Origin of the sequence: Rhodoferax saidenbachensis, assembly GCF_031457975.1 — a bacterium.
GTDB classification, from domain to species: domain Bacteria; phylum Pseudomonadota; class Gammaproteobacteria; order Burkholderiales; family Burkholderiaceae_C; genus Allorhodoferax; species Allorhodoferax saidenbachensis_A.
In genome coordinates this window covers 1-15893 of the sequence record NZ_JAVDXO010000007.1, presented here as the reverse complement: position 1 = coordinate 15893, position 15893 = coordinate 1, and the positions used below count along the sequence as shown (strand labels likewise).

The following is a 15893-nucleotide window of genomic DNA, read 5'->3' as shown; positions in this document are numbered from 1 at the left end:
TGCTTGCTGCACTGCAGTATAGGGTAAACCCTAGTCTCAATGCAAGGGTTTACCCTAATAACAACAGTTGACTCTGTTTATCGGAAAAAAGGAGAGGTATGACACGCTGGAAAAAGCGGATTAAAGGGCTACTGCTCGTGGTAGTGGCACTGGGAGTGACCACCTGGCTGGTCTTGCAGTTGCCCAGCTTTGGCGGCATGGCCCAGGGCGCACGGCTGGCGCGCATGCAGACGTCGCCCCAGTGGCACAACGGCCGGTTTGAAAACACCCCTCCCTATGTGAGCGACATGTCCATCCTGCTCGAGCTGCACGACCTGATGGGTGACGAGGTACGCGCGCCCACGTTCGAGGTGCCGGTGCAGAAGATGCGCACCGAGGACCTGGCCCTCCCCGCAGCGCCCGGGCTGCGCGCTTGGTGGCTGGGCCATGCCAGCGCGCTGATAGAGGTGGACGGCGTGCGTATCCTCACCGACCCGGTGTTTTCCAAGCGCGCATCGCCCTTTCAGTTCGCCGGCCCTGCGCGGCTGCACCCGGCCCCGCTGCCACTGGAGCAGTGGCAGAACATTGACGCGGTCGTAATCTCGCACGACCACTTTGACCACCTGGACATGGCCACCATCCAGCACCTGGCACAGAGTGGCACCCACTTTTATGTGGGCCTTGGCGTGGGCGCACACCTGGAACGCTGGCAGGTGCCCGCCGAGCAGATCCATGAAATGGACTGGTGGGAGCAGGCCAATATCAAGGGCGTGACGATTGTCTGCACACCAGCGCGCCACTACTCAGGCCGCACCAGCATGAACAATTCCACCCTGTGGGCCTCGTGGATGCTCAAAGGCCCCAACCACTCGGCCTACTACAGCGGCGACACGGGCTATGCCGAGCACTTCAAGGCCATCCGCACCAAGCTGGGCACGCCGGAGCTGGCACTGGTAAAGGTAGGCGCCTATGGCGACAGCTGGATGGACATTCACATGAACCCCGAATCGGCCATCGAGGCCGTGCAAGACCTAGGCGCCACCACGCTGCTGCCCGTGCACTGGGCCACCTTCAACCTGGCCTACCATGCCTGGGCAGAACCCGTGCAGCGCACATTGGCTGCAGCCAAGGGCGCGGATGTGCAGGTAGCGACACCGCGCGTGGGCGAAAAGTTTGAATTTGGCCAGCCGTTTGCCAACCAGGCCTGGTACCTGCCATGACCGAACTTACTCTGACAGAAGTGAACGCCAATGTGCACAGCGTGCACCTGCCTAGCGGGGCGCATGTGGGCAACCTCAAACGCATAGGCGCGGTGTGGAAGTTCAAGGCCGTGGGCTACGACGCGACCGGCGCCGTGGAGCCCGGTGGTGGCCCGCTGACAGACCAGCACAACATGGTGTTTGATGCGCCCGACACAGACGCGATGAATACGCGGTTGGGTTGCTGGTTATAGGCAAGCACTGCGCGCCCAATCAGAGCGATCGCGCTACCCGAAAGCCGATGCTGTCAGCGGGCTCTACCGTGATTGCCTGAGACCGCTTGGCCGAACGGATCCCTTCGGCACCGCTGTTCCACGCACCGCCGCGGACAACGCGTGCATACTGGAACCGCAGGTCATCGTCCAGCCAGGCGCGGCCATCGTAGGGGGCGAACGCATAGCTCTTGTGGTAAAAATCTTCGGTCCATTCCGCAACATTGCCAAGCATATCGAACAGCCCAAAGGCATTGGCGGAAAAACTGCCCACAGGGGCCGTGGAGGTCCACAGGTCTGGCCCCTGTACAAGGCCTTCACAGCACTCTTCACTGCCATAGTTGGCATAGGCATGGCTCGCTGTATCTCCCCACCAGTATGCGGTGGTAGTACCAGCACGTGCGGCATATTCCCATTCAGCCTCACTGGGCAAGCGGTACTTCTTGCCAGTCAACACACTCAGATTTTTGAGATATTGTTGCACCTCATCCCAACTCACCATCTCCACCGGACAGTTCGCCCCACATGTGGCGTTGGCGCTCGGAGTGCTACCCATCACCGCAGTCCATTGCGCCTGAGTCACTTCCATACGTCCCATGTAAAAGCTACCCACTGTCACCTGATGCACAGGGCGCTCAATAGACAAGCCTGCGGCGCTCCCCATGGTGAAGCTGCCAGCAGGTATCTGCACCATGTCGGGACATACATCACAGTCTTTCTGAATCGCAGCCGAGCTGCCCTGTGCGCATGCGCTATGCGCCACAAACAAACCGCTCAGAACCAAGCACCACAAAGACACTATTTTTTTCATTACGCTCCCTTTCAAGACCCAAACATCGGCAAATCCGTAATGTATGTTGTCTCTGGTCACACAACGCCAAAAGTGGCCCGTGTGTATAGTTGGCCGATGGAAGTTGGAACCATTTCTCGGCGTCACTGGGGCTCTTGGCGCGCATGGGTATGCGGCGTAGCAGGCATGTGCAGCGCATCCGCCTGGGCCGACTGTTCGCGGGTTATCGTGGTTCCGGCCGCCCCCACCGGTTTTAATGTCAAGGTGGTGGATGACCTGGTAACAGGCGTCTACCCCGACTGGCTGCGTGATGTGGGCCGCAGGGCCGGATGCCAGTTTCAGTTTCCGGTAATGCCGCGGGCCCGTGCGGATTCCATGCTGTTTGTGTCCAACCAGTCGGACATGCTGCTACCCGCCTCGCAAAATGCCGAGCGGGACCAGAAGGCGCAGTTTGTCCATGTAGTAAACCTCACCCCCTCCCTGATCACCCTGCACGGCCTGCCCAATGTGCCACGGGATGTGCGCGCCCTGCTGGGCCGGACAAACATGCGCGCGGCGCTGGTGCGCAGCTACAGCTGGGGCGATGAATACGAAGCCCTGGTGCGCGAACTGATGGCCGAGAACCGCGTGGATTTTGTCAATGACCTGGAGACCATAGGCCGCATGCTGCGCATAGGCCGGGTGGACTTCACCATCTTGCCGCCCACGCTGCTGTACTCGGCGCTGCAGATCGCGTCTGCGGGCATCCAAACCGGCGAGTTTCGCTACACGGCGTTGGCCGGGCTGCCCAGGTCCAAGGTGGGCGCCTACCTATCACGCCAGACCTTGAGCACGACAGATCTGGACCTGCTCAGTAGCCAGATGCTCAAGACGTCTAAAGACGGCAGCCTGCGTGCCTACTTTGAAAAATATTACCCACAGGACGTGGTGGCTGCAGACATCAGCCCCAACTGAATCCCGTGTCACCCAACTGGGTTACCCTCGCCGCCTCACCTAAACGGCACAACAAGGACCATTCCATGAAAAAACTCAATGTCACCATCAAGCTCGAAATGTCTGTTCCCGACGATTGGGCGCTGGTAGAAACTTCTGAAGGCACGCCGGTACTGAGCCTGCCCAATGGCCAGTTTCTGGACATCGCCATCGAACCCCTGTTCTCTGCCGACCCCGAAGACACCTGGAGCAGCACAGAGAGCGAAGACGAGCTCAACGACATCCTGGACATGGTGGAAAGCGAAGAAGTGTCGTACGAATTTGTGACCCACTAAGCAGCCCCTAAGCCCATGGCGCAACCCGACCACAGCCCCGCTGCAGAACGCAACAAGCAACCCATTCTGGAGGTGCTGCAAAGCCTGCTGCCCGCCAGCGGCCGGGCGCTGGAGATTGCCTCCGGCACCGGGCAGCATGTGGTGTGGTTTGCGCAGCACCTGCCGCTGTGGGACTGGCAGCCCACCGAGGTGCACCAAGGCGCGCTCTACAACGTCGAGGTGCGCGCCACCGAAGCCGACCTGGTCAACATCGACACGGCGCTGCAGCTGGATGTGTGCAAGGAGCCCTGGTTTCCCGACGGCAGCGCGCAGGCTGGCCCCTACGGCCTGGTGCTGTGCATCAACATGCTGCACATCGCACCTTGGGCGGCCTGCGCCGCATTGATGCGCGGTGCGGCGCAATACCTGACGCCGGACGGCGTGCTGGTCACTTATGGCCCCTACTTTGAAGCCGACGTGGTGCCCACGCAGAGCAACCTGGACTTTGACAAAAGCCTGCGCGCGCACGATTCCAGTTTTGGCATCCGCCAACTGGCCGATGTAGCCGAGGAGGCCAAGCGTGCCGGCCTGCGCCTGCAGGCACGCCACGCCCTGCCCGCCAACAACCTGCTGCTGGTCTGGGCACGGGTGTAAGAACCCAAGGCCGCCACCGACCAACGGGGAACCACTGCAAGGAACTGCCATGCCCCACCTGCCAACCACCCCACGTTCAACGGCCCTCGGCCTGACCAAAAGCAAGCTTCTTCTGCTGGCAGGGGCAATGGTCCTGGCCGCGCTGTACTTCAGCCCCAACGCCAGTGCCGAAAAGGCCACGGTGCTGCCAGCCCCATCGGCTGCGGTATTGGCCGCCTTGCCGACAGCCACCAAAGACCGCGAAACCGCCGTCTTCGCAGGCGGTTGTTTCTGGGGTGTGCAAGCGGTGTTTCAGCACACCAAGGGCGTGCTCAATGCCGTGTCGGGTTACGCGGGTGGATCTCCCGCCGATGCGGACTACAACCGCGTGAGCAGCGGCAGTACCGGCCATGCCGAGGCGGTGCAAGTCACCTACGACCCGCGCCAGATCAGCTACGCGCAGCTGTTGCAAATTTATTTCTCGGTGGCGCACGACCCCACGCAGCTCAACCGCCAGGGCCCGGACTCGGGCACACAGTACCGCTCGGCCATCTTCTTCCAGGAGCCCGCGCACAAAGCCGCAGCCGAGCGCTATGTGGCGCAGCTGGATGCGGCCCATGTGTTTCCCAACAAGATCGTCACGCAGCTCAATGCGTTGCAGGGCTTCTACCCGGCCGAGGGCTACCACCAGAACTACGCCACCTTGCACCCGGAGTCGGGCTACATCGCGCGGTTTGACCTGCCCAAGATCGCCAACCTGCAAAAGCTGATGCCCGCGGTGTACCGCGCGCAGCCGGTGCTGGTGCCTTAAGGCTGCAAAGGCTACAGGCCCAGCGCGTCAAACACGCGAATCGCCGCGTAGGCGTCATTGGCAGCGTAGACGAGCTGAGATTCGGTCAGGTGCGCGTTGGCCCAGTTGCTCGTGGCCGCCTTTTTGGATTTCATGAAGCGCTGGTGGAACAACACGGCCACCGCGCCCTTCACACCCATGTCTTTGCGGTAGCCGCGCTCCCGGAAGATGGTGTTGAGCTCCAGAATGCCCTGGGGCTGCACGCCCAGCTTTTGCACGATGCGCTTTTTGTCGTCGCCCAGACCAAAGCCGGCCTTGGCAATGCCGCCCAGCGCCAGCAGCTCGGCCGCCACGGCGCGGCATGCGGGGTCGTGCAGCTGGAACACCCAGGCCCGCTCAGGCGTGGAGAGCTGCAGGATGTGTGGTCCGTCAGACACCTCGCCCACTTTAAACGTGGGTTTGGACTCGGTATCAAAGCCCCAGGCAGGTGCAGCGGTGAGCGCGGCGTAGGCCTTTTGGGCCTGCGCGCCAGTGCTGACCAAGGTGATGCGGTCCAGCCCCAGGCGCTCAAACGGGGGCAATAAGGCAATGGCGTCTTTGTCGGGGGTGGGGTGGCGTTCCTGCATGGGGCGTATCATCGCCCACCCGCCCGTATTGGCCCAGGACACCCATGAAAAAGACTTTCCCCCTCGCCGTAGAAGGCAAACACCCCGACCGCCTGCTGGAAGCCACCAAGCACGAAATCCGCAAATATATCCAGCGTGAACGCCGCCGTGACCTGCCCAAGGGCGTGGATTTTTGGGACTTCGACTGCAAGTTTGGCGCCAACCAGGACAGCGCCGTGGTGGTGCACCTGGCCGAGATCACGCCCCTGATCGACGCACTGGTGAAAGACGGCGGCACCCAGTTCTACGTGGAGATTCTAGCCAAGCACGGGGTTCGCAAACCCCGTGACCCGGCCGATGCACCCACGCTGAAGAACTTCTTCGACGAGGAAGAGTAAACAGCGCATCCGCCACGCAAACCGGCGCGTCGTTTTAGAGTCAGTCTGGCGTAACATCCCGTCTGAACGTCTCATGTCGAGACCACACCAAGGAGAGGCCCATGGCCAAAGGCGAACAACGCAGCAACAAGATGGCTAAGAAGCCGAAGAAGGACACCTCCGCTCCCAAACCCGGTGGCGTGTCCGACCGCCCCATGCCCCCCATCACCGCCGTCATCCCCCGCGGCAAAGAGAAGAAATAAGCTTTCATGCGGCGCTGGCCGCCGCAGCGCCCAACCATTGGTTGCACAAATGCGCCAAGGCTTTACATGGCCGACACCTGGGAGGGGGACTATGCAAGCTCCTTCACTTCCATAGGCTACTGTATGAAATCCACCGCCATTGTGTGCACCATCGTCATCGCCAGCATGGGGTTCGGAACCCTGGCGCAGGCCGAGGGCCGTGGTCGACACGGGCCGGACGACGAACGTTGGAGCCAGCAGGACCGGGGACGCCACGACAACGGGCGTGGCAATGACCGCGACGACCGACACGATGACCGTCGCGACGGCCGATGGGACAACCATTGGGATGGCCACCCCGGTGGCTACTACGGTGCCCGCGGGCCCGAATTCCGCCGCGGTGGCCACCTGCCCTACGAGTACCGCCGCCCGGTCTATGTGGTGAACAACTACTACGGCCACCACCTGCCCTCGCCACCCCGCGGCCACCAATGGGTACAGGTGGGCGCCGACTATGTGCTGATCGCCATTGCCACCGGCATCATTGCGCAGATCATTTTGAACCAGTGATCTGGCGCAGCAGGGCATAAGCCACGCCAGCCAGCGATAGCACTCCCACCACCAGCACCGCCCAGAGCAGAGCGGTGCGCACGGTGACCCCATCGGGCAGCAAAGCTGCGGCCCATACGTGGGGGGCATCGGGCGCATCGGCCCGCACCTGCTGCACCGCCACTGCGGGCAGTTCCGCCAGCTTGGCGGGTGATACCGATCCCAACAACGAGGCGTCTACGGCCGCAGAAGCAGTGTTGGCACGCCCCACGGCCAGCGTGAACGGTCCAGGGCCTGAGGCCAGAAAGGCCACCTGCAGCGGCGCAAATTCCACACTCGCCTGCAAGCTGCTGCTAGCCAGGGCTTGGCCATTGCTGGCCTCCACCCGTAGCCCGCGCACCGAGGCACCCTGCAGCAGCACCGGCGGATTGCTGCTGCCCTGGCCCACGGTGTCCAGCCGGTAAACCACGGTGGACGCCAGCGTGCGCCACAGCTGGGTGGCGTCCGCACGGCCCGAGATGCGCAGCGGCAACAAGGTGTTGTCTTGCGTGGCCTGCAGGTGCAGGGCCGCAATGGGTGTGGCAAAGGGCAAGGTCCAGCTCAGGCTGCTGCCATCGGGTGTGCCTGCCGACAAGGCCGAACGCACGCGCGGCAGCACCGCGGTTTGCGGCGCCACGCGGCCGGTAATGGACGCAAGCTTCACCCCACTCTGCCCGGCCCAGCTCAGGCGCAGGTAGCGGCCCTGCGGGTTCAGCGGCTGCTGCAGCTCCAGCGTGCTGCTGGCGGGCGCGTCGGCACCATCAAAACGGAACAATGGGCCTTTGACGGGCACGGGGTGCCAGTCCTGCAAGTCGTCGCTGCTGGCCAGCGCCAGGTGCACCAGCGCGTTGCGCGGCAGCTCGGCCTTGATGTCTAGCGCCGCCAATGCATGTTTCTCGGCCCGGGTGTCAAACAGTGCGGCCTGCAAGGGCTGTGCGTCGTCCGGCAGTGCTGCGGCCTTGGCGCCCCACTGTACCCAGGCACTGCCATCGGCAGACACACGCACCTCCACAGCACCGCGCACGGGTTTGGCACCCGCAGCGGTGGCAAACAGCGGGTAGGCGGTGTAGGTGCGGGTTTGCACCAAAGGCGCCGTGCGCTCCAGATCGGCCGAGCGCAGCAATGCGTAAGGCACCACCGTACCCTCGGCGTTGAACACGCGCAGGTCGTGGGCGGCGCTGCTTTGCATGCGCAGCAGGGCCTCCGCCGGCACCTCGGCTCGCACCAGGCTGCTGCCTGCGGGCAAAGTCAATGTGCCGCGCCAGGCAAATTCGACCGGCGCCGGCGCTTCGGCCGCCAGCGCCCATGTCACCACCGTAGCGGCCAAGGCTGCCACCAACACCATGCGTGCCTTCATGCCACACCCTCCTCTTCTTGGGGCGCCGTTTGGGCCGGGGGAATGGGCGCAAAGTAGCCCACCACCAGCATCATCACGCCCACGGCAATAAAGGCCACGATGCGCTCGGAGCCACCGCGGTTGCTCAGATCCACCAGGAACAGCTTGGCCACGGTCAGCCCCAGCAGGGCCGCGCCCGCCATCCAGACCGGGCGCGCATGGCGGCGGTGCGCCACCAGCATCAGGCCCAGAGCCAACAGCGTCCACAAGATGGAGTAACCCGCCTGCACCAGGAAGGATTCGAACAGGCGCTCGGCATCCCAAGGCACACCGGCGTAATGGTGCGCCACGCGCAGCCACACGGTATTCAGCGCAATAAAGCCTAGGCCCGCCAGCACCAGCGTCCAGCGAGCGTGGCCCACCCAGGCGGGCACGGCCAGGTCGCTCTGGCGCACGCGGGTGAGCCACAGGGCGCAGGCCAGCAAGGCCAGCGCCACGGTGATGTCGGTGGGGTTCAGCAAAGGTACATAGGGCAGTGGGCGCGCATTGCCATTGGACGACACGGCCACCAGCAGGGCACCCAGACCCACAGCCACGGCCAGCGGTGCGGCGGCGCGCCATAAGTAGGCGATGGCAAAGCGGTCCAGCGGCCAAGCCTGGCGCACGCGACTGCCCGCGTCATACAGGCTGCGCGTGCACAGCACCAGCAGCACCAGCACGCTGGCCACCAAGAAGATGACCGCCGCCCACGAAGTGCCTTGCAGTTGCGCCTGCTCCACGGCCCACACGAGCAGGTTGCCCACCAGCAGTGCCACCAGCCACACGCCGCCCGTGTGCACCGCGCTCCACCACGTGCGGGGCGCCAGTGCATCCAGGTTTCTCAGCGTGGCGAAATGCAGCACCAGCGCAACCGGCCAGACCAGCCAGCCCCAGGCCTGGAACACATGGTCCAGCGACACTATGTCGTCCAGCGCAAACAACACCATGATGGGCAGCGAGAACCACGCTGGCGTGGCCGCAACGGCCCAGGGCTTGGTGCGCGTGGGCAGGGCCAGGCGGTGCGCCACCCAGGCGCTCACCAGCCAACCCAGCATCTCCAGGTGCGACTGCATATTCTTGCTCAGCACTGCGCCCCAGTTGCCGTCGGCATTCTGCACAGCGCGCTCAATGTCGTGCACCAGCGCAAACTGCCACCAGGCAAACCCCACCCAGAACAGCACCGGCGAGATCTGTTGCTCCACCTTGGCCAGCAGCCAGCTGGCGCCCGAGCCTGTCTGCACCGATTCGGTGGCAAAGCGCGTCCAGTGCGCCAGTGCCAGGGCTGATACGGCCAGCAGCGTCGCACCGATGAAGGCCGGATTGGCAATGAACCAGACGCTTGCCTGCATCTCGTCCAAGCCCTGCAGGTAGCTGCCCGCGGCCAGCACTTGCAGCACCAGCCCGGCCAAGCGCGCGAGCCAGCGGCCCTGGCGCTGGCCCATCCAGTACACGGCCGCACCTTCAGCGGCCCAGACGGCGCTGGTCCAGCGTGCATCCAACGCCAGTGGCACGGCCAAGGTCACAAAGCCCAAGCCCAGCACCGCAAAGCACTCGGCCAGCCACTGGCCCACTTCCTTGTTGGCGCCTTCGCGCTTCACCGCCCACCAGCCCAAGGCCAAATACAAGGCTCCCAGGGCCAGGGATGAGAAGGCCGTGGCGTATTCCATGTGTCGCACCAGCGCAGCCTGCAGGCCAAAGGCCACCAGCGGCGTGCCAAACACCAGTGTGGCGTCCACCGCCTGCTTGGGCGCCAGCGAATGGCGCGTGGCGTACAGCAGGCTGGCCAGCAGGTAGATGGCGAAGAAGGCCAACAAAAATGGTTCGGTCGTCGCAAAGTACTCGGGCTGGTACTTGAGCGCCCCCCAGGCCGTGGCCACGCCAAAGGTGGCAAAGAAACCCAGCAGGTTCAGCGGGCGCCAAGCGCGCAGCCAGGCCACGGCGACGATGGCCAGGTTCAGCACCAGGTAGTAGCTGAACAGGCCTACGTGGTTGCCCTGCCCCGTGGACACGAGGATGGGCGCCGCAAACGCACCCGCAAACCCGATGAAGGCCATGGGCATGGCGTTTTGCATCAGGGCAATGGCGGTAGAGAACACACACACCAGCGCCAGCACGCCAAACGCCGCGCTCGCTGGCAAAAACTGGTAAAGCCTAAAGGCCGCAAACACCGTGAGGTAGAGCACCCCCACGCCAGCGCCCTGCAGCGTTAGCGCATAGGCCAGCTTCTCAGGCTGGCGGCCGCGCAGGCGAAAACCGAACACAAACAGCGCGATGCCGGCGGCGCCAATGGCGGCCAGGCGCAGCTCGGGCGGCAGCAGCGCGTTGTCCACAGCAAACTTGGCCAGAAAGGCCAGGCCCACGAACAGCACCAGCACACCAGCACGCACGATGGTGTTGCCGCCCAGCAGCCAAGCCTTGGCCTGGTCCACCAGGCGCATCAGCACATCGGGCGGCTGTGCCCCCCATTCGCGTGCCTCGGGCAAGTCCACCACCTGACTGCGAGCCATGGCAGGCGCAGGCGTTGGCACGGTGTCCACCGCGTCCAGGAATTCATCGGGCTCATTGGGGTCCAGCAGTGCGTTTGACGCGGTGGCGGGCACAAACGGGGGCACGGTGTCCACCTGCTCCGGTGGCTGAACTGCTGGGGCGGCTGTGGCCGACTGGCGCTGGGCAGCCATCTCGCTGCGCACCGCACGGCGCAGGGTCCACCCGGCGATTGCGCCCAGGATGGCACCCGCAAACAGACCCAGGCCCTCGTCATATTGCACCGTGAGGTAACCGATGATGGCCCCCCAAATCACTCCCCATAGCACCATGCTGCTGCTCCCTTGTTGTCGTTGTCTGCCTGTGTGGCGGGCCAGTCTAGCCCAAGACGCTCAAATTATTTCAATCCGCGCCGGGCAGATTTCACGCATGTTCCGCGCCCCTCCCCGCTACCATTTGCGCCATTACTGGAGACTGCATGCCCACCATCACCAACATCGAAGACCTGCGCGTTCTGGCCGAAAAGCGCGTGCCGCGCATGTTTTACGACTACGCCGACTCGGGCTCCTGGACCGAGAGCACCTACCGTGCCAACGAGGACGACTTCCAGAAGATCAAACTGCGCCAGCGCGTGGCTGTGAACATGGAGAACCGGACGACCGCCACCAAGATGATTGGCATAGACGCCAAGATGCCCGTGGCCATTGCCCCGGTGGGCCTGACCGGCATGCAGCATGCCGATGGTGAGATCCACGCTGCGCGCGCGGCCGAGAAGTTCGGCATCCCCTTCACGCTGTCCACCATGAGCATCTGCTCGATTGAAGACATTGCGGAGCACACCAGCGCACCGTTCTGGTTCCAGCTCTACATGATGCGCGACCGCGGCGCCATGGTGAAGATGATCGAGCGCGCCCGCGCAGCGCGCTGCAGCGCCCTGGTGCTGACGCTGGACCTGCAGGTGATTGGCCAGCGCCACAAGGATTTAAAGAACGGCCTGACCGCGCCGCCCAAGCCTACATTGGCCAACATCATCAACCTGGCCACCAAACCCCGCTGGTGCCTGGGCATGCTGGGCACCAAGCGCCACACCTTCCGCAACCTGGTAGGCCATGTGGAGGCGGTGAGCAATATGTCGTCGCTGGCAGCCTGGACCAACGAGCAGTTTGACCCGCGCCTGTCGTGGGACGACGTGAAGTGGGTCAAGGAGAAATGGGGCGGCAAGCTGATCCTCAAGGGCATTCAGGACGTGGAAGACGCGCAACTGGCCGTGGCCAGCGGGGCCGACGCGATTGTGGTGAGCAACCACGGCGGACGCCAGCTGGATGGCGCGCCCAGCAGCATCAGCGCTCTGCCCGCCATCGTGGCGGCCGTGGGCAGCCAGATTGAGGTGTGGATGGACGGTGGCGTGCGCAGCGGGCAGGACGTGCTCAAGGCCTGGGCGCTGGGCGCCAAGGGCACGATGATCGGCCGCGCCATGGTCTACGGCCTGGGTGCCATGGGCGAGGCCGGCGTGACCAAGGCGCTGCAAATCATCCACAAAGAGCTGGACGTAACCATGGCCTTTTGCGGCCACACCAACATCCAGAACGTAGACCAAGGCATCCTGATTCCCGGCACCTACTGACCAACTGCGCTTAACCGCCACCGGGGCGGCAGGCGCTTGCTATCCTTGGGCCCATGAGTTCGCCCAGCCCCGCCATCCGGCGCATTGCCCACCTGGACATGGACGCGTTTTACGCGTCGGTGGAGCTGCTGCGCTACCCGCAGCTCAAGGGCCTGCCGGTGGTGATTGGCGGTGGGCGGCGCGCACTGGACGATGCGCTGCGTGCCGAGTACGCCGAGCTTCCATTGCATGAAATTCCGGTGGCCGCATTTCCGCTGCTGCGCGACTACACCGGCCGTGGCGTCATCACCACCGCCACCTACCCTGCCCGCCAATTTGGCGTGGGCTCGGCCATGGGCATGATGAAGGCGGCCAAGCTGTGTCCGCAAGCCATCTTGCTGCCGGTGGACTTTTCGCAGTACCGCCACTACTCCCAGCGCTTCAAGGCCATCATCACCGAGATCGCACCGCTGATGGAGAACCGTGGCGTGGACGAGGTCTACATCGATTTCACCGACGTGCCGGGCGGCCAGCGCGAAGGCGGGCGCGTGCTGGCGCGGCTGATCCAGAAAGCCATTTTTGACGACACGGGCCTGACCTGCTCGGTAGGCGTGGCGCCCAACAAGCTCCTGGCCAAGATGGCCAGCGAGTTCAACAAGCCCAACGGCATTGCCGTCGTCCATGAAAGTGATCTCGAGACCATGATCTGGCCGCTGGCCTGCCGCAAGATCAACGGCATTGGCCCCAAGGCCGACGCCAAGCTCAGGGGTCACGGCATAGAGACCATAGGCCAGCTCGCCGCCAAAGACCTGCAATGGCTGATGGACATCTTTGGCCAGCGCACCGGCGCCTGGATGCATGAGGCCTCGCATGGCCGCGACGACCGACCCATCTCGCTGGAGAGCGAACCCGTCAGCATCAGCCGCGAAACCTCGTTCGAACGCGACCTGCACGCCGTGCGCGACAAGGCCGAACTGGGCGCCATCTTCACCCGCCTGTGCGAACAATTAGCCGACGACCTGCAGCGCAAGGGTTATGTGGGCAAAACCATTGGCATCAAGCTCAAGTACGAGGACTTCACAGCGGTCACGCGCGACATCACGATTGAGCGCCACATCGACAACGCCAAGGAGATACGCCGCGTGGCCGGGTTGTGCCTAAAGCGCGCGCCGCTGCAAAAGAAGCTGCGCCTGCTGGGGGTGCGCATGGGCGCGCTGCTGAACGCCGAGGAAGCCCTCAATTACAAGTCAAACAGGCCGATAGCCCCTGAATCTATTGCGCAGGCAGCTAGCAATTCAGGAGCAGAAGACACGCTGACCGGGCAGCTGTTTTAGTTTCCAACGACGCCCCACGGCGGGCAGCGCCTACTGTTCAGGAACTAAAGGGAACGCAGGAATTTCGGTCTTGTTTTTCCATCCTTCTTGAACAACGCATCGGAATAGGCCTCCGCCCATTTGGTGAGCGCTTCAATGAACTTTACCTTCATGGAATCGCTCCTGTCATTGTTGGGACACCGAAAATCGCCAAATGGATGTGCCCTGTTATAGGCACATCCATTACTGCATTACTGCCAGTTGGCCGCGATCACTGGGGTGAGTGAAGTAGCGTAATTGGCAGGCAGCGTAGTTTGCCCAGCTGCGGGTGGCGCAAACGCAGCCATTGCATCCACTAGGTTTTGTACCTTGCTATCCAGCAATATTTTTCCGTCGCTGGTTTTGAACTGCTCAACGTGATACTGGTTGCCAAGATACCAATTGGTCAATGTGAACTTGTCGCTGGTGCCAACTATGTTTACATCCAGGTTGTTTCCGGCCTTGGTAAACCAGAGTTGATCCACAGCAATACCAGCATCAAACCTTGCCATGTCGATATTCCCGGCTGTCGCATCGTTTTCACTGATAGTGTCAACGTCATACCCACGGCCCAGCCAATAGGTGTCATTACCGGCTCCACCCACCAATGTATCCAGTCCCGCTCCACCATCCAGGGTGTCATTGCCTAGACCTCCGGTCAGCGTGTTGTAGCCTGCGTTACCCTTGATCACGTTGTCCAGGTTGTTGCCCGTACCACTGAGTCCTGCTGTTCCGGTCAGTGTGAGGTTCTCAATGTTGCCACCCAGACTCCAGTCAATTGAGCTTTGAACGGTATCAATACCTTCGTTCAGCGCTTCGGTCACCACATCGTTGAAGACGTCCACCACATAGATGTCATCTCCTGTACCTCCCGCCATGTTGTCTGCTAAGCCTCCGCCATCGAGCGTGTCGTTGCCTGCTCCACCGGTCAGTGTGTTCGCGTTTGAATTCCCCTTCAGAACGTTGTCCAATGCGTTACCCGTGCCGCTGACTGCATTGTTTCCAGTCAACGTCAGATTCTCAATGTTCGCACCCAGGGTCCAGGTGATTGAACTTAGCACCGTATCAATGCCTTCGTTGGCATTTTCTGTCACAACGTCGCTGGCGTTGTCCACTACGTAGGTGTCGTCTCCGATACCTCCCTGCAGAGCATCTGCACCCACTCCTCCATCAAGAGTGTCATTGCCTGCGCCTCCGAGCAGCGTGTTGTTTCCGCTATTGCCTGTCATGACGTTGTCTAAGGCGTTGCCAGTTCCGCTGAACGCACCAGTCCCGGTATACGTAATGTTCTCGACGTTGGCTACCAGGTTCAAGCTCACCGAACTCACTATCGTATCAATGCCTTCATTGACAGCCTCTACCACCACGTCCGTGTTAGCGTCCACGTAGTAGGTGTCGTTACCTGCTCCTCCCGTGAGGACGTTCACGCCACTGTTGCCTGTCAGGACGTTGTCCAGGACGTTGCCCGTAGCGTTGATCGCTGCGGTTCCTGTGAGTGTCAGGTTCTCAACGTTGGCCGCCAGCGTGTAGCTCACACTGGATTGCACGGTGTCAATGCCTTCATTGAATACCTCAATCACCACGTCAGCAACGTTGTCCACTAGGTAGGTGTCGTTGCCTGTTCCGCCCAACAGGGTGTCTGCACCTGCACCACCGTCCAGTTGGTCATTGCCAGCACCACCGGATAGGGTGTTGTTGCCCGAATTGCCCGTGAGCGCATTGTTCAGCTCGTTGCCAGTGCCGTCGATTGCGGCGGCTCCAGTCAGCGTGAGATTTTCGAAGTTGCCCCCCAAGGTCCACGTGACTGAGCTTTGGACAGTATCAATGCCTTCATTGGCCACTTCTGTGACGGTATCGCCGCTTGTCACAACATAGGTATCGTTACCTGCTCCACCAATCAGAACGTTCATGCCACTGTTGCCCGTCAGCACGTTGTCTAGGGCGTTGCCTGTTCCATCGATCGCAGCAGTCCCGGTCAGCGTGAGGTTCTCAATGTTGGCGCCCAAGGTCCAGGTGATTGAACTTTGTACCGTATCAATGCCCTGATTGGCCGTTTCTATGGTGCTGTCTCCTGCGGTCACAACGTAAGTGTCGTTACCAGCACCACCACTCAGAACGTTCACGCCACTGTTGCCCGTGAGAACGTTGTCCCCCAGGTTGCCTGTGCCGTTGATCGCATCAGTTCCGATCAGCGTGAGATTCTCGAAGTTGGCAGCCAGCGTCCAGTTAGCTGCAGAGCTCATTACGGTATCAATGCCTTCATTCAGCGCTTCGGTCACCACATCGTTGAAGACGTCCACCACATAGATGTCATCTCCTGTACCTCCCGCCATGTTGTCTGCTAAGCCTCCGCCATC

The 15893-nt window shown here is 62.3% G+C and carries 16 protein-coding genes; 11 read left to right on the top strand and 5 right to left on the bottom strand.

The genetic code is table 11. From position 1 onward, the window contains the following. The first annotated feature begins 98 nt into the window (after window positions 1-98). Together J2X15_RS14555 and J2X15_RS14550 are read left to right on the top strand one after the other, a co-directional pair. Window positions 99-1199, top strand: a complete 1101-nt coding sequence (locus J2X15_RS14555; RefSeq protein WP_310344042.1) for an MBL fold metallo-hydrolase — start codon at window positions 99-101, stop codon at window positions 1197-1199. Continuing rightward, on the top strand, window positions 1196-1432 hold the full coding sequence (locus tag J2X15_RS14550; protein WP_310344040.1) for a hypothetical protein: 237 nt from the start codon (window positions 1196-1198) through the stop codon (window positions 1430-1432). The genes J2X15_RS14555 and J2X15_RS14550 overlap by 4 nt, the downstream gene beginning before the upstream one ends. Before the next feature lie 19 nt (window positions 1433-1451). Here the strand turns inward: J2X15_RS14550 and J2X15_RS14545 are convergent, their stop codons facing one another. Further along, window positions 1452-2261, bottom strand: coding sequence for a formylglycine-generating enzyme family protein (locus tag J2X15_RS14545; RefSeq protein ID WP_310344038.1), 810 nt, complete (start codon window positions 2259-2261; stop codon window positions 1452-1454). 165 nt (window positions 2262-2426) lie between these two features. On the opposite strand from J2X15_RS14545, the gene J2X15_RS14540 reads away from it, so the two are divergent. From J2X15_RS14540 to msrA, 4 genes are all read left to right on the top strand, one after another. Further along, window positions 2427-3194, top strand: coding sequence for a substrate-binding periplasmic protein (locus J2X15_RS14540; RefSeq protein WP_310344035.1), 768 nt, complete (start codon window positions 2427-2429; stop codon window positions 3192-3194). A 65-nt stretch (window positions 3195-3259) separates the two neighbouring features. Next, window positions 3260-3508 (top strand): hypothetical protein, encoded by a 249-nt coding sequence (locus tag J2X15_RS14535; RefSeq protein ID WP_310344033.1) that lies wholly within the window; start codon window positions 3260-3262, stop codon window positions 3506-3508. A 15-nt stretch (window positions 3509-3523) separates the two neighbouring features. After that, entirely contained in the window at window positions 3524-4141 is a 618-nt protein-coding gene (locus J2X15_RS14530) for a DUF938 domain-containing protein (RefSeq protein WP_310344032.1), read from the top strand. A gap of 49 nt (window positions 4142-4190) precedes the next feature. Then, window positions 4191-4931, top strand: coding sequence for a peptide-methionine (S)-S-oxide reductase MsrA (msrA, locus tag J2X15_RS14525; protein WP_310344030.1), 741 nt, complete (start codon window positions 4191-4193; stop codon window positions 4929-4931). A gap of 11 nt (window positions 4932-4942) precedes the next feature. Here the strand turns inward: msrA and J2X15_RS14520 are convergent, their stop codons facing one another. Next, window positions 4943-5536, bottom strand: a complete 594-nt coding sequence (locus J2X15_RS14520) for a 3'-5' exonuclease (protein ID WP_310344028.1) — start codon at window positions 5534-5536, stop codon at window positions 4943-4945. Window positions 5537-5580: 44 nt separating this feature from the next. Here J2X15_RS14520 and J2X15_RS14515 point away from each other — a divergent pair, with 44 nt between their 5' ends. The 3 genes from J2X15_RS14515 to J2X15_RS14505 all read left to right on the top strand — a co-directional run bounded on the left by J2X15_RS14515 (window position 5581) and on the right by J2X15_RS14505 (window position 6704). Further along, window positions 5581-5913: a DUF6172 family protein gene (locus J2X15_RS14515; protein ID WP_310344026.1), complete on the top strand. Its 333-nt coding sequence runs from the start codon at window positions 5581-5583 to the stop codon at window positions 5911-5913. A 101-nt stretch (window positions 5914-6014) separates the two neighbouring features. Beyond that, window positions 6015-6155, top strand: a complete 141-nt coding sequence (locus tag J2X15_RS14510; protein ID WP_310344025.1) for a hypothetical protein — start codon at window positions 6015-6017, stop codon at window positions 6153-6155. A 123-nt stretch (window positions 6156-6278) separates the two neighbouring features. Then, window positions 6279-6704 (top strand): RcnB family protein, encoded by a 426-nt coding sequence (locus J2X15_RS14505; RefSeq protein WP_310344024.1) that lies wholly within the window; start codon window positions 6279-6281, stop codon window positions 6702-6704. On the opposite strand, the gene J2X15_RS14500 is transcribed toward J2X15_RS14505, so the two are convergent. Then, window positions 6688-8079: a DUF3999 family protein gene (locus J2X15_RS14500; protein WP_310344023.1), complete on the bottom strand. Its 1392-nt coding sequence runs from the start codon at window positions 8077-8079 to the stop codon at window positions 6688-6690. The genes J2X15_RS14505 and J2X15_RS14500 overlap by 17 nt on opposite strands. Then, the gene (locus tag J2X15_RS14495; RefSeq protein ID WP_310344021.1) at window positions 8076-10913 is read right to left on the bottom strand and encodes a DUF2339 domain-containing protein; all 2838 of its coding nucleotides are present in this window, start codon (window positions 10911-10913) and stop codon (window positions 8076-8078) included. The genes J2X15_RS14500 and J2X15_RS14495 overlap by 4 nt, the downstream gene beginning before the upstream one ends. 146 nt (window positions 10914-11059) lie before the next feature. Between J2X15_RS14495 and J2X15_RS14490 the strand changes: the two genes are divergently transcribed. Both J2X15_RS14490 and dinB read left to right on the top strand, forming a co-directional pair. Then, entirely contained in the window at window positions 11060-12205 is a 1146-nt protein-coding gene (locus tag J2X15_RS14490; protein WP_310344018.1) for an alpha-hydroxy acid oxidase, read from the top strand. Between the two features lie 53 nt (window positions 12206-12258). Continuing rightward, a complete protein-coding gene (gene dinB, locus J2X15_RS14485; RefSeq protein ID WP_310344015.1) occupies window positions 12259-13518 on the top strand; it encodes a DNA polymerase IV in 1260 nt (419 codons plus the stop codon). A 230-nt stretch (window positions 13519-13748) separates the two neighbouring features. On the opposite strand, the gene J2X15_RS14480 is transcribed toward dinB, so the two are convergent. After that, the coding region (locus tag J2X15_RS14480; protein ID WP_310344014.1) for a beta strand repeat-containing protein at window positions 13749-15893 on the bottom strand (2145 nt) is incomplete at its 5' end.